This window comes from Neotamlana nanhaiensis, assembly GCF_000943555.1.
Classification (GTDB): Bacteria; Bacteroidota; Bacteroidia; order Flavobacteriales; family Flavobacteriaceae; genus Neotamlana; species Neotamlana nanhaiensis.
The window spans coordinates 104341-129443 of record NZ_JTDV01000005.1 but is presented as its reverse complement, the minus strand read 5'-3'; the positions used below and the strand labels follow the sequence as shown (position 1 = coordinate 129443).

Genomic DNA, 25103 nt, shown 5'->3' with positions numbered 1-25103 from the left:
AAAGTTTAATTAAAGTATATTTGTCCCGCTAAAAAACAGCGGGATTTTTTATGATTAATTTTAACGGTACGCTACAAAACGAAAACAATATTTTAACACCCGAAAATAGGGGGTATGCCTATGGCGATGCGCTTTTTGAAACCATTAAAGTAAGTCATGGGAAAATTTTATTTTGGGAAGATCATTACTTTAGGTTAATGGCCTCAATGCGTATTTTGCGCATGGAAATTCCTATGCGTTTTACAATGGAGTTTTTAGAAACCGAAATTTTAAAAACGCTTGAAGCTCAAAATTTAAAAAGCAGCACTGCGCGTGTAAAATTATTGGTTAATAGAGTAGCTGGAGGTTTGTATTTGCCAAACAATAATGATATAGATTACATTATTACAGCCAAAGCTTTACCAACCGATTTTTATACTTTAAATGAAAAAGCATACGAAGTAGAGTTGTTTAAGGATTATTATGTGGCACCAAGTTTATTATCTACTTTAAAAACAAACAATAAAGCAATTAATGTGGTTGGAAGTATTTTTGCCAACGAAAACGGGTTTGCAAATTGTTTACTTTTAAATACAAATAAACAGGTGATTGAAGCATTAAACGGGAACTTGTTTTTAATAAAAGGAAGCACCATTAAAACACCTCCTTTAGCCGATGGTTGTTTAAAAGGAGTGTTGCGCACCCAAATTTTAAATATTTTAAAAGATTTACCAGAGTTTACTTTTGAGGAAGCGTCAATTTCGCCATTCGAGCTTCAAAAAGCCGATGAATTATTTATAACTAATGTTATTACTGGAATTCAACCCATCACGAAATACCGAAAGAAACAGTACAAAAATGAAGTCGCAAAATCACTGCTTCAAAAATTAAATGTAAAAGTAAGGTTAGGTTAATTGTAGCTTGGGTGTTCTGGTGCGTTAGACCAAATACTATATTCGCCACCAAGTTCAATCATTTTTTCTTTCCAAAAGGTTTCGTAGTCTTTTTCAATAATATTTTTTTTGTAAATATTTTCGGTGACTACCCAGCTACTAGCTTTTAATTCTTTTTCTAATTGATGCTCGCCCCAACCCGAATATCCAAGAAAAAAACGGATATCCGTTTCTTTTATGATGTTGTTTTTAATAAGTTCGGCAACTTTAGTAAAATCGCCACCCCAGTAAATGCCCAATGATATTTCAATACTATTAGGTATTAAGTGCGGGACTTTGTGAATAAAATATAAATTATCTTGTTCTACTGGCCCGCCATTGTAGACTTTAAAATTGGCGTCTAAATCGGGAATTAAATCATTTATAGTAAAATCTAGAGGTTTATTAAGAATAAAACCAATGGAGCCTTCGTGGGTATGGTCTGCTAAAAGAACAATTGAACGGTTAAATGAAACATCGCCAATAATTGCAGGTTCGGCTATTAATAAATTACCTTTTTGAGGGTTTGATGTTACCATATTTTAAGGTATTAATAACTAAAGCTAATATATATTTACCAAAAAAGCAACTCTTTAATAATATAAATAAAAAATGCCTTCTTAAATAGAAGGCATCTCAATCATTTATTTTGTAATAAATTAGTTTACTGCGTCAGATAAATCAGATCCAGCTTTAAACTTTACAACGTTTTTAGCTTTAATTTTGATTGTCTCTCCAGTTTGTGGGTTTCTTCCTTCTCTAGCCGCTCTTTTAGAAACTGACCAAGAACCAAAACCTACTAAAGAAACTCTGTTTCCTTTTTGTAAAGCTCCTTCAATTTCAATTAAAGCGCATTCTAAAGCTTTTTTTGCAGCTGCTTTAGTAATTCCAGCGTGTTCTGCCATCGCGTCGATTAAATCTGTTTTGTTCATAATGTGAATATTTAATTATTAATAAAGTGGTTAAACATTTCGTTAAATCCCTTACAAATTTATACGGATTATGCAATCAGGCAAGTAATAGCAAGGGAAATCCGTATTTTTGTTAATAACTTGCTTGATTTGTTGATAAAGCCTGTGTATTTCATCGGTTTTTACGTTAATATATAGTAAATATAAGGGCTTACAGCATTTTAGCGTCATCATTAAAAGCATATCCGTTAAGTAACGATTTTATATCCATTAATCGTTTTCCTGGAAGCTTTATTGTGTCAATTATAATAAATCCGTTTTTTACGGCTACTTTTAATTCTTTTTTGGTAGCTATTATACGGCCAATTTTATAATTATGGTCTTCAATTTCTTTATTTACAGCATAAAGTTTAACGTCAAGTGTTTCGTTGCCATTTACAAGCTCGCTCCAAGCAGCAGGATAAGGACTTAAACCTCTTACTTGGTTATAAATGGCATCAATGCTATTATTCCAATTAATTTTACAATTATCTCGATTTAACTTGTATGCTGTTTTTATATCTACGTTTTCTTTTTGTTTTTGGGTTTTTACAGGTCCTTTTTCTATGGCTGCAACGGTTGTTAATACTAAATTGCTTCCTAAGTGCATGAGTTTATCGTGTAAGCTTCCTGCGTTTTCGGTAGGTTCTATATTAATTTCTTCTTGTAAAATCATATCACCTGTATCAATTTTTTCATCTATAAAAAAGGTTGAAACCCCAGTTTTTGTTTCTCCATTAATTATGGCCCAATTTATAGGCGCGGCACCGCGGTAGTTAGGTAATAAAGATGCATGTAAATTAAATGTACCATATTCGGGCATTTGCCAAACCACTTTTGGTAACATTCTAAAAGCTACTACTATTTGTAAGTTGGCGTTTAATGCTTTTAGTTCTTCAATAAAATTGTCGCTTTTTAAATTGGTAGGTTGTAAAATGTTTAAATTTTGCGATTTTGCATATTGTTTTACGGCGCTTTCGTTTAATTTTCGTCCGCGACCTGCTGGCTTATCGGGAGCTGTAATTACGCCAACGACATTATAATTATGTTCGATAAGTGTTTTTAAAGTGGCCACAGCAAAATCTGGCGTGCCCATAAATACAATTCTTAAATTCCTCATTGTTTGCTGTTTTTTATAAATGACTTAGTTTATAAGTATTTGTTGCGGTTATAGTTATAATTTGTTGTTCTAAAAGCTGTTTTAAGGCTGCTTTTAAATCGGTTTCGTTACATTTTAAAGTTTCAATTAATGCTCTAGACGATAAATTTTTTGTTTGTAGCAATTCAATAATGCTATTTTTAATCGGTTTAAGATCTTTGTTTTTAGATGTTTTGTTTAGATTTAAACACACCGAGCAAATGCCACAAGGTTCTGTGTTTTGTTCTCCAAAATAGGAGAGAAGCTGTTCGCTTTTACAAGTGGTTTCGTTTTCAATATAGCTAAGCATTGCAGAAACTTGTTTTTCTTTTTGCTTATTTTGTTTTGTAATAGTTTTTGCAATTCTGTTGATAGTTTTATCATCCTCACGCGGCTCAATAAATGTAATTTGAGCATCGGTTTTGCTTAAATTTAAGGTGATGATTTCATCACGCTCTAATTCTTTTAAAACAGTTATTATGTTTTCGGCGGAAGCTGACGATTTATTAACAACTTTATTTAAATCGATGGCGGTTTCGTTATCAAACACACCGCCATACATGCGTAAAATAGATTTTACGATAATATCGAAACTACTATGATGCTTTAAATAGTTAAAAAGCGCATTATTTGAGGTGATAAACTGAAGCGTAACTTTGTTTTTAAACTGCCTTGAAAGCGAAATTATGCTGTTCCTGTCGAGTAACAATAGCGCATTATAACAAAGTGTTGAGCTAAAATTATAAGTTTTACTAAAGGTGTAAAAATCGAAATCGAAGGTTAAATACTCGCCTTCGCCGTACGAAATTTGAAAATAGTTACACAGTTTTCGGTATACTAGCTTTATAAAATCAATAGGAGGCAACACTTTTAAAAACTGATTTTTTATTAAAACCTCGTCGCTATTATTTTTTAAAATAACCGCAAAAGCTTTGTTACCATTTCTACCAGCACGACCTGCTTCTTGAAAATAGCTTTCAATACTTTCGGGTAAATTTATATGTATTACGGTTTTAACATCGGGCTTGTCAATACCCATTCCAAAAGCATTTGTGGCCACCATAACCTGACTTTGGTTATTTAACCAAGCCAACATGTTATTATTTTTTGCATCGTTTGTTAGTCCGCCATGATAAGTGGTTGCTTTAATGTTTTTAGCGTTTAAAAACGTGCTAATTTCGTTGGTTAGCTTACGGTTTCTAACGTAAATAATTGACGGTGCTGTGTGTTTTTTTAAAATGGCTTCGAGTTTGTAAAGTTTGTCATCTTCATGAAAAACCATATATGCCAAATTGCTTCGAAAAAACGATTGTTTAAATAGTTTCGGATTAATAAAATCGAGTTCCTTAACAATATCATTAACAACTTCTGGGGTTGCCGATGCTGTTAAAGCCACCACATTTACTGTGGGCTGAATTTGTCTTAAAACAGCAATGTTTTTATATGCCGGACGAAAATCGTTTCCCCATTGCGAAATACAGTGTGCTTCATCAACCGCAATTAAGTTTACATGCATTTGCTTTATGCGGTTTTGCACAATTTCTTGCTGTAAACGCTCGGGCGATAAATATAAAAATTTGTAATTACCATAAACACAATTGTCGAGCATGGTATCGAGGTCGCTATAACTAATACCACTAGTTAAAGCCATGGCTTTAATGCCTTTGTCGTTTAAGGCTTTAACTTGGTCTTTCATTAAAGCAATTAAAGGCGAAATAACAATGCAAATACCATCTTTAGCCAAAGCAGGCACTTGAAAACAAATAGATTTTCCGCCACCAGTGGGCATAAGAGCAAAAGTATCTTCACCTTCTAAAACAGCATTAATTATGGCTTCTTGTTGACCTCTAAACGAGGTGAATTTCCAATAACGCTCAAGTATGTTAATGGGGTGATTCATTTACACGCCTAATACTTTTAGTATAAAATTAGTGCGGTTTTCAACCGTATCAAAAGGGACGTCAATTAATGTGTAGTTGTACTGTTTGTAGGTGTTTACTAAGTTATCGTGTATTTGTAAGGCTTGGTCAAAATTTTCGTAACGCTCGCTGTCGCTTGTGTAAATTTCTTTCCAAGGTTTTAAAATAAAAACAGCATCGTAAACAGCATCGTTACAAGCATCAATAAAACTTTGTGGGTATGTGTCACCAATATAATCCATGTAAGCCAAAATATCTGGAATACCTCGATCGAAAAAAACGGTTTTATTTTCAAAATTATTAGCTTCAGTAAATTGTTTTTGGCGTCCTTTTAAAAGCAGTTCGCTAAACAAAAGCGGATTGGTTAAAAACAGTTGGTCTATGCCGTCTTTTTTAGCTTCAATAGTAACTTGTCTCGAAATTTCTTCAAGGCAAATAAAATCTCTTTTAATAAGGTCGTTTATAATGCTAGATTTACCAGTTCCTGGGCCACCGGTAATTACAATTCGTTTGGTGTTCAATGCTTAAATTTTTGGTAAAAATCGTAATAAAAGAGCTATAAAAAAAATGGAAACAAAACTCTATATTTGCAACTTATAAAAATAACTATGAGCGCAACACCAAATTCAGAAGAATTTTATAAAAAATTAAAAGCACAATTACACGACACGGCTTTGTGGCCATCGGAGTATTTATACAAGTTTATAGTAAAAACCGATGCTAACAAAATAGTACAAGTAGAGAATATTTTTAATAATATGGGCGCTGTTATAAATACGGTTGAGTCTAAAAACGGAAAATATACTAGTGTTTCTATAAACTTAGTGATGAAAAATCCTGATGCTGTAATCGAAAAATATAAAGAAGTAGCAGAAAAAGTAGAAGGCGTCATTAGTCTTTAGTTTTTTTTCGTACTTTGCGATTGCATAATTACTACGTGCAAAAATTTAAAACTTCACATTTATTTTGATAGATAATTTAGAATACAATACCGAACGCGAGCATTTAATCATTCCGGAATACGGACGACATATGCAGAAAATGATTAATCATGCGAAAGCCATTGAAAATAAAGAAGAACGCAATAAAATAGCCAAAGCCATCATAGCTGTTATGGGAAACATGCAACCACATTTACGCGATGTACCCGATTTTCAGCATAAGCTTTGGGATCAATTATTTATTATGTCTAATTTTGAATTAGATGTAGATTCGCCTTACGAAAAACCTACCAAAGAACTTTTTGATGAGCGCCCAGAGCCTTTAAAATACCCACAAAACCATCCGAAATATCGTTTTTACGGTAATAATATTAAAACAATGATTGATGTGGCTAACACTTGGGAAGATGGCGATTTAAAGGAAGCCTTAGTGTATACTATTGCAAACCACATGAAAAAATGTTTTTTAAACTGGAATAAAGACACGGTTGAAGATGATGTCATTTACGATCATTTATTCGAACTTTCTGGCGGAAAAATTAACCTTAAAAACTCTGATGAAGATTTAACCGATGCTTCAAGTTTAATGAGAAATAAAGGAAAATTCTCGAACAACAAAAAAGGAGGACACCACAAAAAGAATAATCGTCAAAGAAAACGCTACTAAACTTTATGGGAACATTTAAAATTGAAGGCGGCCATCAATTAAAAGGCAGCATTCAACCACAAGGCGCAAAAAACGAAGCTTTACAAATTTTATGCGCTGTTTTGTTAACACCAGAAAAAGTTACCATTAACAACATACCCGATATTGTTGATGTTAACAAACTAATTAAGTTACTAGAAAAACTTGGTGTTAAAATTGAAAAACTTAGCAAAAGTACTTATACATTTCAAGCCGACGAGGTAAACTTAACATATCTGGAATCCGAACAATTTAAAATAGATGGTCGTGGTTTACGAGGTTCTATAATGATAGTTGGGCCACTTTTAGCACGTTTTGGTAAAGGTTACATCCCAAAACCAGGTGGCGATAAAATTGGTCGTCGACGATTAGATACCCATTTTGAAGGTTTAATAAAACTAGGTGCTAAATTTGGTTATAGCAAAGAAGAGCAATTTTATGGTGTTGAAGCTAAAAGACTAAAAGGTACTTACATGTTGCTTGAAGAAGCATCGGTAACGGGAACAGCCAATATTGTAATGGCTGCTGTTTTAGCTGAAGGACAAACCACTATTTATAATGCTGCTTGTGAACCCTATTTACAACAGCTTTGTAAAATGTTGAATCGAATGGGTGCCAAAATTAGCGGTGTTGGTTCTAACATGTTAATTATTGATGGTGTTGATAGCCTTGGTGGAACAGAGCACACCATGTTACCAGATATGATTGAAATTGGTAGCTGGATTGGTCTTGCTGCTATGACTAAAAGTGAATTAACCATAACTAATGTAAGTTGGAACGATTTAGGTTTAATTCCTGAAACTTTTAGAAAATTAGGAATTACAGTTGAAAAACAAGGTGATGATATACACATTCCTGCGCATACAAATGGTTACGAAATCCAAAGTTTTATTGATGGTTCTATTTTAACCATTGCCGATGCTCCATGGCCTGGTTTTACACCAGATTTATTGAGTATTGTTTTAGTTGTAGCGACACAGGCGAGGGGTAGTGTATTAATTCATCAAAAAATGTTTGAAAGTCGCTTGTTTTTTGTTGATAAATTGATTGATATGGGAGCAAAAATTATACTTTGCGATCCGCATAGAGCCACAGTTATTGGGCATGATTTTAAATCGACGTTAAAAGCCACAACTATGACATCGCCCGATATTCGTGCAGGTGTGTCGTTGTTAATTGCTGCATTATCAGCTAAAGGCACATCAACTATTATGAATATTGAACAGATTGATAGAGGTTACGAAAATATCGACGAACGTTTACGAGCCATTGGCGCAAAAATTGAGCGTTTAGATTAAGTGCTAGTATCTCAATAAAATTTATAAAATAAAAATCCTGAAAGCAATTAAGTTCTCAGGATTTTTTGGTTTTGGTTGATAGGTTATGGTTGAATAACTCCAGTAAAATTAGTATTTGAAATTACCTAAATCAATACGGTATTTTACTGATTTTTAGGGTTATATGTAAAATAGCAAAACACAAAAACCGAATTATGAGCAGTTTAGAGAAGATTTGTGAAATTTATTACAAACATAAAAATGCGTATAAAAACAGAAAACCCCTCGACGTTGCTTTGAGGCAAACTTATCGAAGGGCTTTCTTAACTAACCAACCAAAATTGTTACGATCGTCGTCGTGTTGATGTCGATCTTGTATTGTTTCCAGAATTACTTCTGGTACTTTTCTTTATAGTAGCGCTTCTATTTTGAGAACTTCTGTTTACTGTGCGCTGCGCTGTTTTATTCGTTCTTTGTGGGGTTCTTGTTACCACACGTTGTGAACTTTTATTGTTGTTTCTAGAGTAGTTACGATTATTAGTTGTGTTTGGTTTTCTCGTATTTGTTATATTTCTGTTAATAACTGTTCTAGATTTTGAGTTTGAAACCTTAGGTGTTGTTCTGGTAACCGTTCTAGTATTTTTTGTAACTGTATTTTCGTTTCTATTAACCTGTGTTTTAGTGTTTCTAGTAACGGTGTTATTTCTATTGGTTGTGGCTCTATGAGAATTTACGGTAGTATTTCTTCTAGTTGTAGCAACATTATTGTTACGAGACTTATTATTTCGAGACGTGTAATTTCTGTTTGCGTTCGTATTTATACGAGTAACATTTCGTTTGCTTCGGTTTACAGTAGCATAACTACGGTTTCTTGCAATGGTATTTCCGCGTCTGCTATAAACCGCTGTTCTTGGTCTGTAATTGTTATAAAATGGTCGGGTATAAACATAACGAACGGGAGTGTAATATTGTCTGTATGGTCTGTTAAAAACTACACAGTGGGCAATAGGAGGAACTACATAAAAACGATGCCACGGACGGAAAATATAACCTCTGTTGTAAACATTAATAAAGCCCGTACAGTGTGAAAAAGCATTATACCTGTTGTAGTGCACATATAAACCACCTACGCGCGAAACAAAACCAAAATTGTTATAGTTTATATTAACGTTTCCTATCTGGTTTACACGCCCGTAATAATCGTAGTAAATTGGGGTGTTTTCAATTTGAATTATAGCACCATACTCGTCGTATTGTACATAAGGATTGTAATCGTAACCCGAATTAAAGCTAATATTTACGTTTGGCGATCCTACCGAAACACTAAAACGTGAATTCCCTTGAATGATATTAAAATCGAATTGACCATCGCGAAAAACCGAAAATTCAATACCGTTTTCAACAAAAATAAATGAATTGCCGTAACCACCATAAAATGCAGTAGCATTTGTGTTAGTACTCTTGTTAGTAGTAGCCGCATTAGCACCAAAACTTACTAGTAATAAGCCTGCTAATATAAATATATACTTTTTCATAATCTTGAATGTTTTTGTTATTCAGTTTAGTAATTACAAACAGCGTGCCAAAAACAAGCAGTAACACGTAACTGTTTTGTTGTTAGTTGTTTAAGTGTGGTTTAAAAAAAATAAAACCCCAAAAATCAATTATGATGTTTGGAGTTTTTGTTCAACTAATAAAAATCTATCTTCTGTTTTTCTTTTGCTTTTTTACTGTACCGTTTTGTTTGTAGTAGTAATAATTATCGCCGTTGTAATAATCATTTTCATTATACCTATCGTTGTTAGAAATTACATCGTAATTACAATTTCTATTATTATAATTTACATAACCTCTTGTGTTTATAATTTCGCCCCAACGGTTGTAATTAACATATAAACCACCAACTTGTGTTAAGGTTGCATTTCTGCCACGACCATAGCGAATAAAAACCGATCCTGCTCGCGTAATGTTACCATATCTATCGTAATTAATAAATACGTTTCCAATTCGTCTTACTTTACCATTTCGGTCGGTAACAATATTTACGCCACGATTACCACGATTTGTTGTAAAGTTCACATTTACGTTTGGACCGCGATACGAAGCGTTTATGCTACTGCGCTTCGAGTTACTTTTAAAATACACATCATCATTATAGAAATCATCAAGAATATGTGTGTTAAAATCGAAACTTCCGTCAGGAAAAATTAAAAATTCTACACCGCGTTCAATAAAAGTTATTGGTTGCGCATAATGGTAGCGTTTTGCATTATTTGTGGTTTGGGTTACAGCTTGATTGTTTAGTGTTGTTGCGAATGCAGAAGTACCAATAAATAATCCTGCACATAATAATAATACTCTTTTCATAATCTTTCAATTTTAATTTAATAATCCTAAAATTTTTCGATTTAAATTATTTAAAACGAATAGCATTTAGGCTCATGCTGTTGCTAAATGGTTTTCAATTTGCGTGCCAAAAATGTAAATATTTGTTTGTGAAGGAGTTATGTTTTGTGTGTTTACGGTTTGTTTTATTACTTTTAAATAGTCAATCAAAAAAAATAATGCATGAGTGAACTTTTAGAAACTTGTAAAAATTGTGAAAAGGTATTTTATTCGGCTTATAAATTTTGTCCGCATTGTGGGCAACAAGCAAGAGACAAGCTAACTGTTGGCGTATTATTTGCAAATACCATTCAAAATTATTTTGCTTTCGATGCACGTTTTTTCAAAAGTTTTTTTCCGTTGTTATTTAAACCAGGCTTTTTAGCGAGTAAGTTTGTTGCTGGTAAACGCTTGTTATATTTGCATCCGGCGCAAATGTATTTGTTTGTAACTATTATATTTTTCTTTTTATTTTCATTTATTCAACGAAAACAGGTTGAAAACTTCGATAAAAAATTTGCTAAAAAAATTGAAGCAAATACAGATAAGTCAATTACATACGAACAATTAAAAGATTCCATTGAGCTAAAAAAAGAAATGCTGGAAGATTCCATTGCTAAGGCCGAATTAAAAAAAGCGTTATTAAACACTCAGGAATTAACGAATCTTTCCGAGGAAAAAATAGATTCTATAGCTATTGATGCTACTAATAAAACAAAATCACCCATAAGCTTTAGTTTTAATGAAGCAGAAATAGATTCACTTATAGTTAAAAATGCTTCAGATAAAGAAATTTATAAAAGCATGGGAATGGATGACGATGATAATTGGTTTAGTAAACGCATGTATGCCCAGGCATTAAAATTTTATAAATCTAGGCGAGGAGGTAGTATTTTACAAGCTTTTTTCGATACTATTCCTATTGCGATGTTTTTTTTACTGCCAATTTTTGCCTTTATGTTAAAACTATTTTATTGGAAACGAGGTTTATACGCACATCATTTGGTTTTTAGTTTTTACTTTTTTTCGTTTTTATTTGCAACATTTAGTATTATGCTTGCTGTAAATTTTGTGTTTTTGTTGCCAACAGGTACTAATTTATTAATTGCACTTTCTACATTTATATATTTGGTTATCGCTTTAAAATACTTTTATAAGCAAGGTAAGTTCGTGAGTTTTGTTAAAGGTAGTGTATTAACTTTTTTATTTATGTCTATTGTAATACCTGCAACAGTTGTTGTTTTAGGCTTGTTCTCGTTTCTGTTTTATTAAAATTAAGCGTGTAGTATTGAATAGTTTTTAAATTTTTCGTATTTAAATGTATTTATCGTACTTTTAGTAGGTAATAATTTAAAATTTTATATCATGCGAAAGTTTAATGTACTAATCTCCCTTAGTCTAATTAGTATGATATTTACGTCTTGTGGCGGTGTAAGAGGTGGCTATATTGGGGCTTCGGAATATTATAGGTACGACAGCTTTAATGTTTCTTCTATGGCAAAATCAACCCAGGCTAAAACTAACACCAACGCTATGGCCGAATTCAAGAATACCACAACTAGATCGGGCTTTTTTATAGGATATTATTTAACTGATATTGAAATTGCCGACAAGTTTGAACTACAACCAGAAATTGATTATATTCATATTGAAGATTTAGGGCAAATTCAACTACCAATATTAGCGAAGTATGAGGTGATTGAAAATCTTAACGCTTTAGCTGGTCCAAATATTGGATATATTATAGATCCACCAAATGGCATTAAATCTTTTAATTTTGGTGTAGATATTGGAGCTTCATATAGTTTTATTGAAAATTTTAATGTTAACGCAAGGTATAACCTAGGTTTAGCCAATTTAATTGATGATTCCTCTGGAAATCAAACCTCCAGGTTGCGAGGTATACAAATTGGAATAGGCTACGAATTTTAAATGAAAATAACTTTTTAAGAAGCTTGTAAAGGGTTGTTTAACAAAAACTAGGCAGGAATTGTTAAACAACCTTTTAAATTTTATCTTTTAAATATTTACCAGTTTCAGAAGCTTTTACCTTCACAATAGCTTCAGGTGTTCCAAAAGTGACCAAATTACCACCATTTTCACCACCTTCTGGCCCTAAATCAATAATGTGGTCGGCACATTTAATTAAATCTAAGTTGTGTTCTACGACAATAATAGAGTGTCCGTTTTCTATTAAGGCATCAAACGATTTTAGTAATTTTTTAATATCGTGAAAGTGAAGTCCTGTTGTGGGTTCGTCAAAAATAAAAAGGGTGTTATCCTTATTACTTCCTTTGCCTAAAAATGAGGCCAGCTTAATACGTTGTGCTTCGCCACCAGAAAGGGTAGAAGAACTTTGTCCTAAAGTAACATAACCTAAACCAACATCTTTTAAAGGTTGGAGTTTCTTTTTAATTTTTGACTGCTTGGTTGTTTCAAAAAAGTCAATAGCATCATCGATGGTTAAGTTTAAAATATCATCAATGTTTTTGTTGTTAAAATTAACTTCTAAGACCTCTTTTTTAAATCGTTTTCCTTTACAAGTTTCACATTCTAAATGTACATCGGCCATAAATTGCATTTCAATGGTTACTTCACCTTCGCCTTTACAAGTCTCACAACGTCCACCATCTACGTTAAAACTAAAATGTTTTGGTTGGTAGTTTCGTATTAAACTCAATTTCTGTTTCGAGAAGAGCGAACGAATATCATCATAAGCCTTAACATAGGTTACAGGATTAGATCGCGAAGAGCGTCCAATAGGGTTTTGATCCACAAATTCGATGTGTTTTATATTGGTGAAATTACCTTTAATTTCCGAAAATTGTCCTGGTTTATCACTAAAATCGGTAAGTTTTTTTTGTAATGCAGGAAAGAGTATTTTTTTAATTAATGTACTTTTTCCACTTCCAGAAACACCAGTAATAACAGTTAGCATGCCTAAAGGAAAACTAACATCGATGTTTTTTAAATTGTTTTCACGAGCCCCAATAATATCGACACTGTATTTTGATGTTCTTCGTTTTTTAGGAACTTCAATTTTTAAATTTTCATTTAAATATTTAGCGGTAAGCGATTCGGAATTTAAAATGGCACTATAATCGCCTTTTGCAACTACATTACCACCAAAAGTACCTGCTTCGGGACCAATGTCAATAATACTGTCGGCAGCTTTCATAATATCTTCGTCGTGTTCTACAACAATCACTGTGTTTCCTAAATCGCGTAACTGTTTTAATACTAAAATAAGACGCTCTGTGTCTTTTGGATGCAGCCCAATACTAGGCTCGTCTAAAATATACATCGAACCAACCAAACTGCTACCCAATGATGTAGCTAAATTTATACGCTGACTTTCACCACCTGAAAGTGTGTTCGATTTTCGGTTTAAGGTTAAATAATCTAACCCAACGTTGCTTAAAAATGATAAACGACTGTTAATTTCCTTTAATAATCGTTTTGCAACCGTGGTATCATAATCGTTCAATTCTAATTGATTAAAGAAATTTGCTAGCTTATTTAAAGGCATTTCAACCAAATCGGTTAGTGTTGCCCCAGCAATTTTAACATAATTAGCTTCTTCGCGTAAACGTTTGCCATTACAGGCTTTACATTTAGTTTTTCCGCGATAGCGTGATAGCATTACACGGTTTTGTATTTTATAGGCTTTCGACTCTAATTCTTCAAAAAAGGCGTTTAACCCTTCAAAAAAGGAATTGCCATCCCAAACGAGTTGTTTTTGAGCTTCAGATAATTCAAAATACGGTTTGTGTATAGGGAAATCGAATTTATGTGAATTGTTTACTAATTGATCTTTGTACCAACTCATGCTTTCTCCGCGCCACGGAAAAATAGCATTTTCGTAAACCGAAAGCCCTGTATTTGGTATTACTAAGTCTTCATCTATACCAATAATATCGCCATATCCTTCACATTTTGGGCAAGCGCCATAAGGATTGTTAAAACTGAATAAATGTATGTTCGGCTCAAGAAAATTTAAACCATCTAACTCGAATTTATTGCTAAAATGTCGTTGTTTATTATCGTTTAAAGTTTCAATAATACATTCACCTTTACCTTCAAAAAAAGCGGTTTGTATGGCGTCGGCCAAACGATTATAGAAATCCTCATCAGTTTTTGTAATAATTCTATCTACAACCAATAAAACGTGGTCTTTTTCAGAAATACTATCTGCTTCATCAATTCTTAAAACAGCATCATTTACTTTAATTCTGGCGTAACCTTGCTGGTTTAATACTTTAAGTTTATCGTTTATCGAGCGACCTTCTTCAAGGTAAATAGGAGCGAGAAGTAGCATTTTTTCACGCTCGGGGTAAGTTTTTATATGATTTATAACATCGGTAACCGTATCTTTTTTTACCTCATTGCCAGAAATAGGCGAGTAGGTTTTACCAATTCTAGCGAATAAAAGTTTGAGGTAATCATATATTTCTGTAGTTGTACCAACGGTTGAGCGCGGGTTTGTAGAGTTTACTTTCTGTTCGATTGCAATGGCAGGAGCAATGCCTTTTATATAATCTACTTTAGGTTTATTTAAACGTCCTAAAAATTGACGTGCATAGCTCGACAGACTTTCAACATAACGACGCTGCCCTTCCGCGTAAAGCGTATCGAAAGCTAAGCTAGATTTACCTGAACCCGATAAACCAGTGATTACCACTAATTTATTTCGTGGAATTACGACATCGATATTTTTTAAATTGTGCAGTTTAGCACCTTTTATAATGATGTTTTCTTTAGGATTTACTTCGGAAATATTTACGCTCATAAACTTTAAAAAGGATAAAAAACAAAGATACTATTAAGTCATTACTTAGCTAAATTATTAGTATTTAAAATAAGCAGACCAATGCTAGATAAGCCATTAAACACCTTAAAATGCGCATATAAATCGTTAAAAACCATAAATTATGGGGTTTATCCTGAAAAAAATAATTAAAAATTGTTTTTTAGGAACGATTGTTGTTATATTTGGCAATGTATAATCGTTTTAACTAAACACTTGCCTATAGTTTAACATTACTTTTTTAAACATTTAACCCCAAGCAAAGAAGCAATTTCTTTGAAAAAAAGTAATGATTATGCAAGATCAATTAATTCCTGATGCCACATTAGTAAGTAGCTATATTAAAGGCCAAGAATCGGCTTTAGAAACATTAATAGTTAGGCACAAACAAAAAGTTTACAGTTTTATTTACTCGAAAGTTTATGATAAGGATGTCGCTGAAGATATTTTTCAGGATACGTTTATTAAAGTTATAAATACCTTAAAAAGAGGTGCGTATAATGAAGAAGGAAAGTTTTTACCATGGGTAATGCGTATTTCTCACAATCTTGTTATTGACTATTTTAGAAAAAATAACCGCATGCCAAAATTTGATAATGCGGGTGAGTTTAGTATTTTTTCGGTATTGAGCGATACGAGTTTAAATGCTGAAAAAAGTATTATTAAAGAACAGGTGGAAAGCGACGTACGTCGCTTGGTTGAAGAATTACCCGACGATCAAAAAGAAGTGCTTTTAATGCGAATATACAAGGATATGAGTTTTAAAGAAATATCGGATAAAACCGGTGTTAGCATTAATACTGCGTTAGGAAGAATGCGTTATGCGCTTATTAATTTGCGTAAAATTATAGAGAAGCATAATATAGTTTTAACAAATTAATACAATAAAGTAATTTTTGCCACGTTATTCATCTGAAATAACTTTTAAAATAAAAAAATGGCAAAACTTTACTCTGAACAAAAATCATTAAATGAAATGCAGCCCCAAGAAGAAACGGTTAAATTTCTTCTAAATTACTCTAAGGCTTTAAGTGTTATAAATTATAAAAAAATGAAGTTTGAAGCGCTTCTAAATTAAATGAAAAGTCCTGATTTATCAGGACTTTTTTGATTTGTAGTAATCATCTAAAACCGATTTTCTTCCTATTGTTTTAGTAATGATGTCTTTTTCTAAATTCCAACCACGAGCAGGCGAGTACTCGCGACCATACCAAATAATTTGTAGGTGTAAATCGTTCCATAATTCTTCTGGAAATAAACGTTTGGCATCTTTTTCGGTTTGCACAACGTTTTTGCCATTACTTAAATTCCAACGATACATTAATCTGTGAATATGCGTATCGACCGGAAAAGCAGGTATGCCAAAAGCTTGCGAAAGTACTACTGCCGCGGTTTTATGTCCAACAGCTGGTAAAGCCTCAAGTGCTTCGTAGGTTCGAGGTACTTTTCCATCATATTTTTCAATTAAAATTTTAGATAAACCATGAATACCTTTGCTTTTCATTGGAGATAAACCAACAGGTTTAATAATATCTCTAATTTCTTCAACCGTAAGTTTTACCATATCATATGGATTGTCGGCACTTTCAAACAGAAGCGGTGTTATCTGGTTTACACGAACATCGGTACTCTGTGCAGACATTAATACAGCAATAAGTAATGTATATGGATCTTTATGATCTAGAGGGATAGGTATTTCAGGGTATAATTTATATAAGGTGTTTATAACAAAATTTACCTTTTCGTTTTTTGTCATTATTGTATTTTTGTAGTGAAAAAATCAAAGTTACTATTATGAATACATTAAAACAAGGCGATGCTGTTCCAAATTTTTCGGTAAAAGATGAAGCAGGAAATGTGGTGTCGTTAAGCGATTATAAAGGAAAAAAGTTAGTGGTGTTTTTTTATCCAAAAGCAAGTACACCAGGTTGTACAGCCGAAGCTTGTAATTTAAGAGATAATTATAAAGGCTTACAAGAAGCGGGTTATGAGCTTTTAGGTGTTAGCGCCGATAGTGAAAAACGTCAATCGAACTTTAAAAACAAATATGAATTTCCGTTCCCTTTATTAGCTGATGAGGACAAAACAGTTATTAATGCATTTGGGGTTTGGGGGCCTAAAAAGTTTATGGGACGTGAATACGATGGCATACACCGCAAAACATTTTTAGTAGACGAAAATGGTATTGTAGAACGTGTTATTGATAAGGTTAAAACTAAAGATCACGCTGCTCAAATTTTAGAGTAACAGGTAGTGTATAAAAAAATATGTCATTTTAAGCTTATTGAAAATTGGCTTAAAATGACATATTGCATTTTAAAGAAAGTGTTTTTATTATTTTAAACGTTTCCGGTTTAAAGTAAGTGGTTTACGGGTGTAACCAAATAAGCGGTAATCTTTAATTAATTCGGCTGTACCTTCAGGAACCATATCTTCCCAACCAGATTCACCATTGGTAATCATTTTTAATATTTGACGAGAGAAAATATTCATAATACTTTTATCGTATTCTTCAATATCTATCACTTTTCCGTTGTATTTAAAGAATTTAAATAGCTCTTTCATTCTTGGATGAACTTTTAAATTCTCACTGTTTATTAACTCACCAGAATCGGTATCGAGCATTGGGTATAAGTAAACTTTTAAATCTTTAAAGAATAGTTTACCAAAAGCTTCAAGTATACCGCCGCTTATATGGCGATAGTATTTTTCATCAAAAATATCAATCATATTGCTAACGCCCATAACTAAGCCCATTCTAGCTTTGGTGTAGTTCGAGAAATATTCAACAACTTTGTAGTATTCTTGAAAATTGGAAATCATAACCGAATGCCCTAGAGAGCAAAGTAAATCGGCTCTATCAATAAAATCCTGTTCATCAATTTCACCTTCGGCTCTAAGATTAGATAAGGTGATTTCAAAAACTACTTCGGTTTTTTCTTTTGAAACTTTATTTTCATTAATAAACATCTCGTACGATTTCTCATACATCGCCATGTTTACCTTAGTTACAGGCCTAAAGCTTCCACGAAGTGCTAAAATATTTTTCTTGTAGAAAATTTTTGCAGGTAAAACGTTGGTACCATCAGGACCAAACATTACAGCATCGGTCATGCCATTTTTAACCAGTTGCAAACTCATTAAACGGTTGTCTACATTTTTAAATACTGGCCCAGAGAAGTTTATTGTGTCAATTTCTACTTGATCTTTATGTAAGTGATCGTACAAATAACGTAGTAATTTTTTGGGTTCGTTGTATTTGTAAAAAGCACCGTAAATTAAGTTTGTACCTAAAATACCTAAGGTTTCTTGTTGTAAACGTGCATCGGTTTCTTTAAACCTAAGGTGTAAAATAATTTCGTTATAATCGCCCGTAGCTTCAACTTGATATCGAATACCAACCCAACCATGTCCTTTAAATTGTTTTGCAAAATCAATAGTTGCTACGGTATTAGCATAGGTAAAAAATATTTTATTAGGGTTTTTTTCGCGAGTAATACGGTCTTCAATTAAGTTCATTTCATGGGCCAACATTTTGCGCAATCTGGCTTCTGTTACGTAGCGCCCATCATCTTCAGTCCCATAAATGGCATCACTAAAATCTTTATCGTAAGCCGACATTGCTTTTGCAATAGTACCCGAAGCACCACCGGCTCTAAAAAAATGTCTACATGTTTCTTGACCAGCACCAATTTCGGCGAAAGTTCCGTAAATGTTTTCGTTTAAATTAATACGAAGCGCCTTGGTTTTTAATGATGGTACGTTATCGATTTCTTTATCTCCTTTTATGGTGATTTCCATAGTATATATAGGTTAAAACAGTTTCACACAAAGGTATTAAATAAGTAAAGCAAACAAAAAAATAAGTTTATTTTTGTAGCAAACTTTAATATTACTTTGAAAATTACATTTTTAGGTACTGGCACATCTCAAGGCGTTCCAATAATTGGAAATACGCACCCGGTTTGTTTAAGTACTAATAAAAAAGACAAACGTTTACGAGTTTCAATTTTGGTTGAGTGGGATAGTTTTTGTTATGTTGTTGATTGTGGTCCCGATTTTAGATATCAAATGTTACGATCGGGCTGTACAAAACTAGATGGAATTTTATTTACACACGAACATTCCGATCATGTTTTAGGTCTCGATGATATTCGCCCATTTTATTATATGAATGGCGATATGCCTTTATATGCCCACAAGCGTGTTTTAAATGAGCTTAGAATACGATTTAATTATATTTTTGAAAGTAAAAATAAATATCCTGGAGCTCCAGCGGTTATTGAAAATGTGGTTGAAAACAAACCGTTTAGGTTGCAAAACCTTGAAGTAGAACCGATAAACGGAATGCACGGAAACCTACAAGTTTTTGGCTATAAGTTTGGAGACTTTGCATATCTCACAGACATGAAAACTATAGAAGATGACGAGGTGGAGAAGTTAAAAAATATTGATGTTTTGGTTGTTAATGCGTTACGAGATCAGCCGCATCATTCGCATTTTAATTTAGAGGAAGCATTAGCTTTTATAAAACGTGTAAATCCTAAAAAAGCCTATTTAACGCACATTAGCCATTTACTTGGTTTTCATGATGAAGTTGAAAAAACATTACCCGAAAATGTATTTTTGGCTTATGATGGTTTAGAATTATTTATTTAAAAAACAGAAAAGAAAAAATGAAACAGAGAATTTTTATGTACCTATTTGTTTTTGCCGTATTGTTAGTGATTTTTCAATATGTAAATGCAAAACGCGTTTTTGAAGATTTAAATAAAAAAAACGAAGGTTTTAAAGTTCAAGTTGAAAAATATAAAGATTCGGTAGTAGGCTTGCATCATAAATTACAGGATTATTCTGGTTTTAGTTTAGAGCAAAATGAAGATGCTTTAAGTTATTTTGAAGCAGACGGTTATAAAGTTGAAGCACTAATTCCGTATATAAAAGATAAATTATATGAAACTAATACCGTAAAAGGAGAACACCCACTTGTACCATATACTTCGAGCGACGGTAGAAAAATGCTAATAAACAACGTTAAGTTTTTAAACCATAAATGGTTAATTGCTAACTTTTCCGATGGTGAATTTTGGGGCGAAGTATTAGTAAAATACTTTGTAAATACAGATAAATCAGTAGATTTTGAATTATCGGAGGCCTTTTTATATCCGGTTAATTGAAATTATTTCGCTTTATAAGCGATGCCTTTTTGCTTTTTAGTTTCGCCAACATACGAGTATTCGTAGGTGTAAGACGAATCGGTGGTTGTTAGAATTTTTAAATGAACATCTTTGCGTTCTGCTCTGTTTTTAGGGTTTATGGTTTTAAAAATAACTTCACAATCATTAATCCATCGGAGTTTTGAAGAGTCAATTTTGTTGTTATATATTTCAACCTGTAAATCTTCAGTTCTATAAAAATTGGATTTATATAAAGTTCCGTTAATATTAACTTCACTGTAAAATTCCCCTATTTTAAAATCACTACAATTTCTAGTCGTATTATAACAGCTAAAAAGTGATACACATAAAATTAAATATAAAAATCGCATAAGGTTTAATTAAAATTCTTAGCAAAAGTAGAAAGATATTTTAATTAGTTGTTGAAGTTTTTAAAAGTTCCATCGGTGTAAAAAATAACGATGCGTTCAATAGTTTTGCCTTTTTCTTCAAAACTCGTATTGATATTAGCTTGCTTTTTTTCTAATTCGCTATAGTTTGCCGAAAACAAATCTTCTTTGGGTAATTCCTTTTTAATTGATTTATTTTCATCTTCACCAAAAAACTCACCTTTACCATTAAAAAGCCAGTACAAATTTATTTCGGGGTAAGTATGTAAAATTTTTAAAATAAAATCTAAGCTGGGTTTATTTCGTCCTGATAGAATATGAGAAATGCTTGAACGTTGCACTCCAATTTTTTCAGCAAAAGAGGAGGCTGATTCGCCATAATATTCGATGACTTTTTGAAGCCGTTTAATAAAATTTTCATTGTTTATCATTGTAAACAAAATTATAAAAAAATAAGTTTACAAAAGTAAATAGGTTAAAATAAAAATGAAATTTACAAAGCCAAAACACTAAATATATTTAAATAATTACTTTATGTAAAGTTTATTAAATATCTCATTTACACAATTTAATTAACTTGGTTGTTTTGCTAAGAAATAAATTGTAACTACTATTATTAAGTATGACTAATTTCTGTTTACAATTGTATCAAACTTCAATATTTTTGTTGTTTACATATGTAACTTTAATATTGTTTACATTTGTAACTCAATAAAAAAACATGAATACTGCACAAATAAGAACACTGTTTAAAAAAAACAAAGAGACGAGTTTATCGCATCGATATATAATTAATAAGCACATAGAGCCATTAATTAAAAATTTAGATAGTAGTATTGTTGTTGAAACAATAGGAATATCGGTTTTAAATAAGCCTATTTATGGTCTAAAAATAGGATCTGGTGAAAAGCGAATTTTAATGTGGTCACAAATGCATGGAAATGAATCGACTACAACTAAGGCTATTTTCGACTTATTAAATTCTTTTAAAACCGAAGAATATTTAAAGGACATTTTAACTAAATGTACCTTATATATAATACCAATTTTAAATCCTGATGGCGCCGAGGCCTATACGAGAATAAACGCTAACCAAGTTGATTTAAATAGAGATGCTCAAAACTTATCGCAACCGGAAAGTAAATGCTTAAGAACCGTTTTTACTAGTTTTAAGCCGCATTATTGTTATAATTTGCATGGTCAACGAACCATTTTTGGGGCTGGAAATACAGGTAAATCTGCAACAGTATCGTTTTTGGCTCCAGCACAGGATGAAGCATGCACTGTAACAGACAATAGAAAAGTTGCTATGGAAATTATAGCAGAAATGAATGAAGCCTTGCAAGACGTAATTCCAGAGCAAATAGGAGTGTATGATGATGCTTTTAATTTAAATTGCGTTGGAGATACTTTTCAAAGTGAAAATATACCAACTATATTGTTTGAAGCTGGTCATTTTAATAACGATTACGGAAGAGAGTTTACTCGCGAACTAATTTATTTATCTTATGTAAAATCCTTGGTTTATATTGCAAATAATGATGTTTCAGGAGGTTTGTATGAAGAGTATTTTAAGATTCCAGAAAATGAAAAAAGTTTTTTTGATGTCATCATTAGAAATGCAACATTTAATAATGAAGTTTTAGATATCGCTGTTCAATATCAAGAAGTTTTAGAAGAAGAGGAAATTAAATTTAAGCCTAAAATTGAAAAAATAGAAGATTTATGCGCGTTTTATGGACATAATGAAATGGATGCTAAAGGAGGTATTGTGTGTGACGAAAATGGTGAAGTAGTGAAAATAGGTTACGAAAACGTTTTCGTGATAATGAATAATGAAAAAACATCATTAATACCGAAATAAAACGTACTTTTTATGTGTTATTTTTAATAAAAATGTATTAATTTTACTTTTTGTTTAACAAAAATTAATTATGGGAAAAATTAAACTGGACGAAATCGATCATCAAATTCTTGATATGTTAATAGATAACACAAGAATACCATTTACAGACATAGCAAAAAAATTATTAATATCGGCAGGAACAGTGCATGTTCGTGTAAAAAAAATGGAGGAATCGGGCATTATTAAAGGTTCTTCGTTAATGTTAGATTATAAAAAATTAGGATACTCTTTTATTGCTTATGTAGGTGTTTATTTAAATAATACTTCGCAAACTAAATTTGTTTTAGAGCGTATAAACGAAATTCCTTATGTTACAGTAGCACATATCACAACAGGTAAATTTAATATTTTCTGTAAAATTAGAGCTAGAAGTACTGAGCATGCGAAAGAAGTTATTTTCTTGTTAGATGATATTGAAGGTGTTTACAGAACCGAAACCATGATTTCGCTAGAAGAGAGTATAAACGATAAAAAACGTTTAATGCACTCTATTTTTAACGATTTATAAAATAAAAGTTTATTTATAAAAGCTCTCTTTCGAGGGCTTTTTTTGTTTAAAAGTGTAGATTACAGTAGTATTTGGTAATTTAAAGAATTTTTTTGACCATTTAATTTCGAAAAATGATATTTACAACACATTTTGTTGTACCCATTTCTAATACATTAATAATGAAAAAACTTAATCTAAATTTCAAACAATTTTTAGTCATAATTTTAGTTTCTTTTTGTTTCACATCCTGTGTTACAAAGAAAGATGTTGTTTATTTTCAAAATGCCAAGGACTTTGAAACCATGGTGGATACCGATACTTTTGAAGCAAAATTAAAGATTGGCGATATTGTTAGTGTTTATATTTCTACATTAAACCCTGAACTTGCTCAACCTTATAATGTAATGATTCAATCAGGTAGTGGAGGCAGTTTGGTAGAATATATTATTGATGTTGATGGAAATATAGATTTTCCTGTGTTGGGTAAAGTAAAACTTTTAGGTTTAACTGTAGAAGAAGCAAAGGAATTATTCAAGAAAAAGTTTAAAGATGGTAACTTGTTGAAAGATCCAGTGGTTATTATTAGAATTTTAAATTACAGAGTTACAATTACTGGAGCTGTAAATAGTCCAGGGGTTTATGAGGTTCCAAATGGTAGAGTTACTATACTAGAAGCACTTGGAATGGCAGGTGATTTGAATATTAATGGTAAACGTGATAATGTTTTGGTAATTAGAAACCAAAACGGAACGAAAGTTTATACAAGGGTTGATTTAACTAGTAAAGAAATTTTTAATTCCCCAGTATTTTATTTAACTCAAAACGATTATATTTATGTGGAACCTAACAATTCGGCTATAAGTAGTGCTTCAGGGGATAGACGTTTAAATACTATAATGACAATAACTTCATTTTTGTTAACCACAACACTTATTTTTGTTACAGTAAATTAAATTTAAAATTTTATTTTATAAATGAAAAAACTCCACTAAAAAAAGTGGAGTTTTTTATTGCTTTAAGGTTTTAGTTGTTTTTTGTTAGTTCGCGTAATAATCAAAAGCATTTAAAATAATACTTTCATCCACAATACAATCTATTTTAGGTTTTCCAATAGCTTCTAATAACACAAAATTGATATTACCGTGGCTATTTTTCTTGTCGTACTTAAGTAATTCAAGTATTGGTTTTATGTCAGCTTTTTCGATGGTAGTTTTTCCGTAGTAACTAATAAATAAATCTTTTATAAAATCTCGATCAGTTTTTGGGAAATTGGTTAGTTCAGTTGAAATATAACTTGCTAAAATCATTCCAATTACAATGGCTTCACCATGTAAAAGCGTGGTTTTAGCCTTGTTACCTAAAAAATAAGTTTCAATAGCATGGCCAAGTGTATGTCCAAAATTTAAGGTTTTCCGCAATCCGTCTTCTCTAGGATCTTCTGTAACAACGTTACGCTTTATTATTACAGATTCATAAATTAATTCGTCTAAATCGTCTAATGAAAGTTTCGATAAATCACTAAACTTATTCCAGTAATTAACGTCGCTTATTAAACCATGTTTTAGCATTTCAGCTAGACCAGAGCGCATTTGGTTACTTGGTAAAGTATCTAAAAAATTAGTGTCAATTAAAACTAAATCAGGACTATCAATAACACCAATTTGATTTTTTAAATGACCTAAATCAACTCCAGTTTTTCCTCCAACCGATGCATCAACCATAGAAAGTAATGTTGTTGGTACGTTTACATAGGCAATGCCACGCTTAAACGTACAAGCTACAAAACCACCTAAATCTGTAATTACACCACCACCAACATTAATCATTAAACTTTTTCTGTCGGCATCTAAGTCGGACAAGGTATTCCAAACCCCAACACAAGTATCAATGGTTTTGTTTATTTCACCGGATTCTATTTCAATAATTTCAAGGCTAATAGTTGTTTCAAGCTTTTCTAAAAAACTTGCTAAACAAAATTGATGTGTATTTTCATCAACTAAAATAAAAATTTTAGAAAAATTATTCTCTTTAATATGCTTGTTTATAGCGTTGTAACAATTGGCATTAAAATGTATCGTGCTGTTATTTGCGATAATTGAATCCATGAAAATGAAATTAATTTTTTGAG

Annotated in this window: 27 protein-coding genes; 14 read left to right on the top strand and 13 right to left on the bottom strand. The window is 32.0% G+C overall.

Annotated features, from left to right (window positions below):
• Positions 1-50: 50 nt before the first annotated feature.
• Complete coding sequence (locus PK35_RS08115; protein ID WP_044626206.1) at positions 51-893, top strand: aminotransferase class IV; 843 nt, start codon at positions 51-53, stop codon at positions 891-893.
• Here the strand turns inward: PK35_RS08115 and PK35_RS08110 are convergent.
• The 5 genes from PK35_RS08110 to PK35_RS08090 form a co-directional block, all read right to left on the bottom strand.
• Positions 890-1450 (bottom strand): YqgE/AlgH family protein, encoded by a 561-nt coding sequence (locus PK35_RS08110; protein WP_044626205.1) that lies wholly within the window; start codon positions 1448-1450, stop codon positions 890-892. The two genes, PK35_RS08115 and PK35_RS08110, sit on opposite strands and share 4 nt — an antisense overlap.
• A gap of 120 nt (positions 1451-1570) precedes the next feature.
• Positions 1571-1843, bottom strand: a complete 273-nt coding sequence (locus PK35_RS08105; RefSeq protein ID WP_044626204.1) for an HU family DNA-binding protein — start codon at positions 1841-1843, stop codon at positions 1571-1573.
• Between the two features lie 190 nt (positions 1844-2033).
• Positions 2034-2981, bottom strand: a complete 948-nt coding sequence (gene fmt / locus PK35_RS08100) for a methionyl-tRNA formyltransferase (protein WP_082048552.1) — start codon at positions 2979-2981, stop codon at positions 2034-2036.
• Between the two features lie 13 nt (positions 2982-2994).
• A complete protein-coding gene (locus PK35_RS08095) occupies positions 2995-4899 on the bottom strand; it encodes a RecQ family ATP-dependent DNA helicase (protein WP_044626202.1) in 1905 nt (634 codons plus the stop codon).
• Positions 4900-5439: an AAA family ATPase gene (locus PK35_RS08090; protein ID WP_044626201.1), complete on the bottom strand. Its 540-nt coding sequence runs from the start codon at positions 5437-5439 to the stop codon at positions 4900-4902.
• An 87-nt stretch (positions 5440-5526) separates the two neighbouring features.
• Between PK35_RS08090 and PK35_RS08085 the strand changes: the two genes are divergently transcribed.
• The 3 genes from PK35_RS08085 (at position 5527) to murA (ending at position 7842) form a co-directional block, all read left to right on the top strand.
• A complete protein-coding gene (locus PK35_RS08085; RefSeq protein WP_044626200.1) occupies positions 5527-5820 on the top strand; it encodes a DUF493 family protein in 294 nt (97 codons plus the stop codon).
• A gap of 64 nt (positions 5821-5884) precedes the next feature.
• Positions 5885-6526, top strand: a complete 642-nt coding sequence (locus PK35_RS08080) for a DUF4290 domain-containing protein (protein ID WP_044626199.1) — start codon at positions 5885-5887, stop codon at positions 6524-6526.
• A gap of 5 nt (positions 6527-6531) precedes the next feature.
• Entirely contained in the window at positions 6532-7842 is a 1311-nt protein-coding gene (gene murA, locus PK35_RS08075; protein ID WP_044626198.1) for a UDP-N-acetylglucosamine 1-carboxyvinyltransferase, read from the top strand.
• A 323-nt stretch (positions 7843-8165) separates the two neighbouring features.
• Here the strand turns inward: murA and PK35_RS08070 are convergent, their stop codons facing one another.
• Together PK35_RS08070 and PK35_RS08065 are read right to left on the bottom strand one after the other, a co-directional pair.
• The gene (locus PK35_RS08070) at positions 8166-9356 is read right to left on the bottom strand and encodes a hypothetical protein (protein ID WP_044626197.1); all 1191 of its coding nucleotides are present in this window, start codon (positions 9354-9356) and stop codon (positions 8166-8168) included.
• A 166-nt stretch (positions 9357-9522) separates the two neighbouring features.
• Positions 9523-10188 carry a hypothetical protein gene (locus PK35_RS08065; RefSeq protein WP_044626196.1) on the bottom strand — a complete coding sequence of 222 codons (666 nt, stop codon included), beginning with the start codon at positions 10186-10188 and terminating at the stop codon, positions 9523-9525.
• A gap of 201 nt (positions 10189-10389) precedes the next feature.
• Here PK35_RS08065 and PK35_RS08060 point away from each other — a divergent pair, with 201 nt between their 5' ends.
• Together PK35_RS08060 and PK35_RS08055 are read left to right on the top strand one after the other, a co-directional pair.
• Positions 10390-11478, top strand: coding sequence for a DUF3667 domain-containing protein (locus tag PK35_RS08060; RefSeq protein ID WP_044626195.1), 1089 nt, complete (start codon positions 10390-10392; stop codon positions 11476-11478).
• Between the two features lie 93 nt (positions 11479-11571).
• A complete protein-coding gene (locus PK35_RS08055; protein WP_082048551.1) occupies positions 11572-12138 on the top strand; it encodes an outer membrane beta-barrel protein in 567 nt (188 codons plus the stop codon).
• Positions 12139-12211: 73 nt separating this feature from the next.
• On the opposite strand, the gene uvrA is transcribed toward PK35_RS08055, so the two are convergent.
• A complete protein-coding gene (gene uvrA, locus PK35_RS08050; protein WP_044626193.1) occupies positions 12212-14995 on the bottom strand; it encodes an excinuclease ABC subunit UvrA in 2784 nt (927 codons plus the stop codon).
• A 313-nt stretch (positions 14996-15308) separates the two neighbouring features.
• Here uvrA and PK35_RS08045 point away from each other — a divergent pair, with 313 nt between their 5' ends.
• Both PK35_RS08045 and PK35_RS17735 read left to right on the top strand, forming a co-directional pair.
• The gene (locus PK35_RS08045) at positions 15309-15893 is read left to right on the top strand and encodes an RNA polymerase sigma factor (RefSeq protein WP_044626438.1); all 585 of its coding nucleotides are present in this window, start codon (positions 15309-15311) and stop codon (positions 15891-15893) included.
• A 57-nt stretch (positions 15894-15950) separates the two neighbouring features.
• Positions 15951-16091, top strand: coding sequence for a hypothetical protein (locus tag PK35_RS17735; RefSeq protein WP_202903827.1), 141 nt, complete (start codon positions 15951-15953; stop codon positions 16089-16091).
• Between the two features lie 18 nt (positions 16092-16109).
• Here the strand turns inward: PK35_RS17735 and PK35_RS08040 are convergent, their stop codons facing one another.
• A complete protein-coding gene (locus PK35_RS08040) occupies positions 16110-16769 on the bottom strand; it encodes an endonuclease III domain-containing protein (RefSeq protein ID WP_044626192.1) in 660 nt (219 codons plus the stop codon).
• A 38-nt stretch (positions 16770-16807) separates the two neighbouring features.
• Between PK35_RS08040 and bcp the strand changes: the two genes are divergently transcribed.
• Positions 16808-17260: a thioredoxin-dependent thiol peroxidase gene (bcp, locus tag PK35_RS08035; RefSeq protein ID WP_044626191.1), complete on the top strand. Its 453-nt coding sequence runs from the start codon at positions 16808-16810 to the stop codon at positions 17258-17260.
• Positions 17261-17347: 87 nt separating this feature from the next.
• On the opposite strand, the gene PK35_RS08030 is transcribed toward bcp, so the two are convergent.
• Positions 17348-18814 (bottom strand): hypothetical protein, encoded by a 1467-nt coding sequence (locus PK35_RS08030; RefSeq protein WP_044626190.1) that lies wholly within the window; start codon positions 18812-18814, stop codon positions 17348-17350.
• A 96-nt stretch (positions 18815-18910) separates the two neighbouring features.
• Between PK35_RS08030 and PK35_RS08025 the strand changes: the two genes are divergently transcribed.
• Both PK35_RS08025 and PK35_RS08020 read left to right on the top strand, forming a co-directional pair.
• Positions 18911-19672 (top strand): MBL fold metallo-hydrolase, encoded by a 762-nt coding sequence (locus tag PK35_RS08025; protein ID WP_044626189.1) that lies wholly within the window; start codon positions 18911-18913, stop codon positions 19670-19672.
• Between the two features lie 17 nt (positions 19673-19689).
• Complete coding sequence (locus PK35_RS08020) at positions 19690-20190, top strand: hypothetical protein (protein WP_044626188.1); 501 nt, start codon at positions 19690-19692, stop codon at positions 20188-20190.
• Between the two features lie 2 nt (positions 20191-20192).
• Here the strand turns inward: PK35_RS08020 and PK35_RS08015 are convergent, their stop codons facing one another.
• On the bottom strand, positions 20193-20561 hold the full coding sequence (locus PK35_RS08015) for a hypothetical protein (RefSeq protein WP_044626187.1): 369 nt from the start codon (positions 20559-20561) through the stop codon (positions 20193-20195).
• 44 nt (positions 20562-20605) lie between these two features.
• Entirely contained in the window at positions 20606-21010 is a 405-nt protein-coding gene (locus tag PK35_RS08010) for a helix-turn-helix domain-containing protein (protein WP_044626186.1), read from the bottom strand.
• A gap of 290 nt (positions 21011-21300) precedes the next feature.
• On the opposite strand from PK35_RS08010, the gene PK35_RS08005 reads away from it, so the two are divergent.
• The 3 genes from PK35_RS08005 (at position 21301) to PK35_RS07995 (ending at position 23928) form a co-directional block, all read left to right on the top strand.
• Complete coding sequence (locus tag PK35_RS08005) at positions 21301-22443, top strand: M14 family metallopeptidase (protein WP_044626185.1); 1143 nt, start codon at positions 21301-21303, stop codon at positions 22441-22443.
• Positions 22444-22513: 70 nt separating this feature from the next.
• Positions 22514-22993 (top strand): Lrp/AsnC family transcriptional regulator, encoded by a 480-nt coding sequence (locus PK35_RS08000; RefSeq protein ID WP_044626184.1) that lies wholly within the window; start codon positions 22514-22516, stop codon positions 22991-22993.
• A gap of 161 nt (positions 22994-23154) precedes the next feature.
• A complete protein-coding gene (locus PK35_RS07995; protein WP_044626183.1) occupies positions 23155-23928 on the top strand; it encodes a polysaccharide biosynthesis/export family protein in 774 nt (257 codons plus the stop codon).
• An 84-nt stretch (positions 23929-24012) separates the two neighbouring features.
• Here the strand turns inward: PK35_RS07995 and aroB are convergent, their stop codons facing one another.
• On the bottom strand, positions 24013-25080 hold the full coding sequence (gene aroB, locus PK35_RS07990; protein ID WP_044626182.1) for a 3-dehydroquinate synthase: 1068 nt from the start codon (positions 25078-25080) through the stop codon (positions 24013-24015).
• Positions 25081-25103 lie beyond the last annotated feature (23 nt).

Coding starts and splice junctions, on each gene's coding strand:
- PK35_RS08115 (WP_044626206.1), top strand. CDS start 51: ATGATTAATTTTAACGGTACGCTACAAAACGAAAACAATATTTTAACA.
- PK35_RS08110 (WP_044626205.1), bottom strand. CDS start 1,450: ATGGTAACATCAAACCCTCAAAAAGGTAATTTATTAATAGCCGAACCT.
- PK35_RS08105 (WP_044626204.1), bottom strand. CDS start 1,843: ATGAACAAAACAGATTTAATCGACGCGATGGCAGAACACGCTGGAATT.
- fmt (WP_082048552.1), bottom strand. CDS start 2,981: ATGAGGAATTTAAGAATTGTATTTATGGGCACGCCAGATTTTGCTGTG.
- PK35_RS08095 (WP_044626202.1), bottom strand. CDS start 4,899: ATGAATCACCCCATTAACATACTTGAGCGTTATTGGAAATTCACCTCG.
- PK35_RS08085 (WP_044626200.1), top strand. CDS start 5,527: ATGAGCGCAACACCAAATTCAGAAGAATTTTATAAAAAATTAAAAGCA.
- murA (WP_044626198.1), top strand. CDS start 6,532: ATGGGAACATTTAAAATTGAAGGCGGCCATCAATTAAAAGGCAGCATT.
- PK35_RS08070 (WP_044626197.1), bottom strand. CDS start 9,356: ATGAAAAAGTATATATTTATATTAGCAGGCTTATTACTAGTAAGTTTT.
- PK35_RS08065 (WP_044626196.1), bottom strand. CDS start 10,188: ATGAAAAGAGTATTATTATTATGTGCAGGATTATTTATTGGTACTTCT.
- PK35_RS08060 (WP_044626195.1), top strand. CDS start 10,390: ATGAGTGAACTTTTAGAAACTTGTAAAAATTGTGAAAAGGTATTTTAT.
- PK35_RS08055 (WP_082048551.1), top strand. CDS start 11,572: ATGCGAAAGTTTAATGTACTAATCTCCCTTAGTCTAATTAGTATGATA.
- uvrA (WP_044626193.1), bottom strand. CDS start 14,995: ATGAGCGTAAATATTTCCGAAGTAAATCCTAAAGAAAACATCATTATA.
- PK35_RS08045 (WP_044626438.1), top strand. CDS start 15,309: ATGCAAGATCAATTAATTCCTGATGCCACATTAGTAAGTAGCTATATT.
- PK35_RS17735 (WP_202903827.1), top strand. CDS start 15,951: ATGGCAAAACTTTACTCTGAACAAAAATCATTAAATGAAATGCAGCCC.
- PK35_RS08040 (WP_044626192.1), bottom strand. CDS start 16,769: ATGACAAAAAACGAAAAGGTAAATTTTGTTATAAACACCTTATATAAA.
- bcp (WP_044626191.1), top strand. CDS start 16,808: ATGAATACATTAAAACAAGGCGATGCTGTTCCAAATTTTTCGGTAAAA.
- PK35_RS08030 (WP_044626190.1), bottom strand. CDS start 18,814: ATGGAAATCACCATAAAAGGAGATAAAGAAATCGATAACGTACCATCA.
- PK35_RS08020 (WP_044626188.1), top strand. CDS start 19,690: ATGAAACAGAGAATTTTTATGTACCTATTTGTTTTTGCCGTATTGTTA.
- PK35_RS08015 (WP_044626187.1), bottom strand. CDS start 20,561: ATGCGATTTTTATATTTAATTTTATGTGTATCACTTTTTAGCTGTTAT.
- PK35_RS08010 (WP_044626186.1), bottom strand. CDS start 21,010: ATGATAAACAATGAAAATTTTATTAAACGGCTTCAAAAAGTCATCGAA.
- PK35_RS08005 (WP_044626185.1), top strand. CDS start 21,301: ATGAATACTGCACAAATAAGAACACTGTTTAAAAAAAACAAAGAGACG.
- PK35_RS08000 (WP_044626184.1), top strand. CDS start 22,514: ATGGGAAAAATTAAACTGGACGAAATCGATCATCAAATTCTTGATATG.
- PK35_RS07995 (WP_044626183.1), top strand. CDS start 23,155: ATGAAAAAACTTAATCTAAATTTCAAACAATTTTTAGTCATAATTTTA.
- aroB (WP_044626182.1), bottom strand. CDS start 25,080: ATGGATTCAATTATCGCAAATAACAGCACGATACATTTTAATGCCAAT.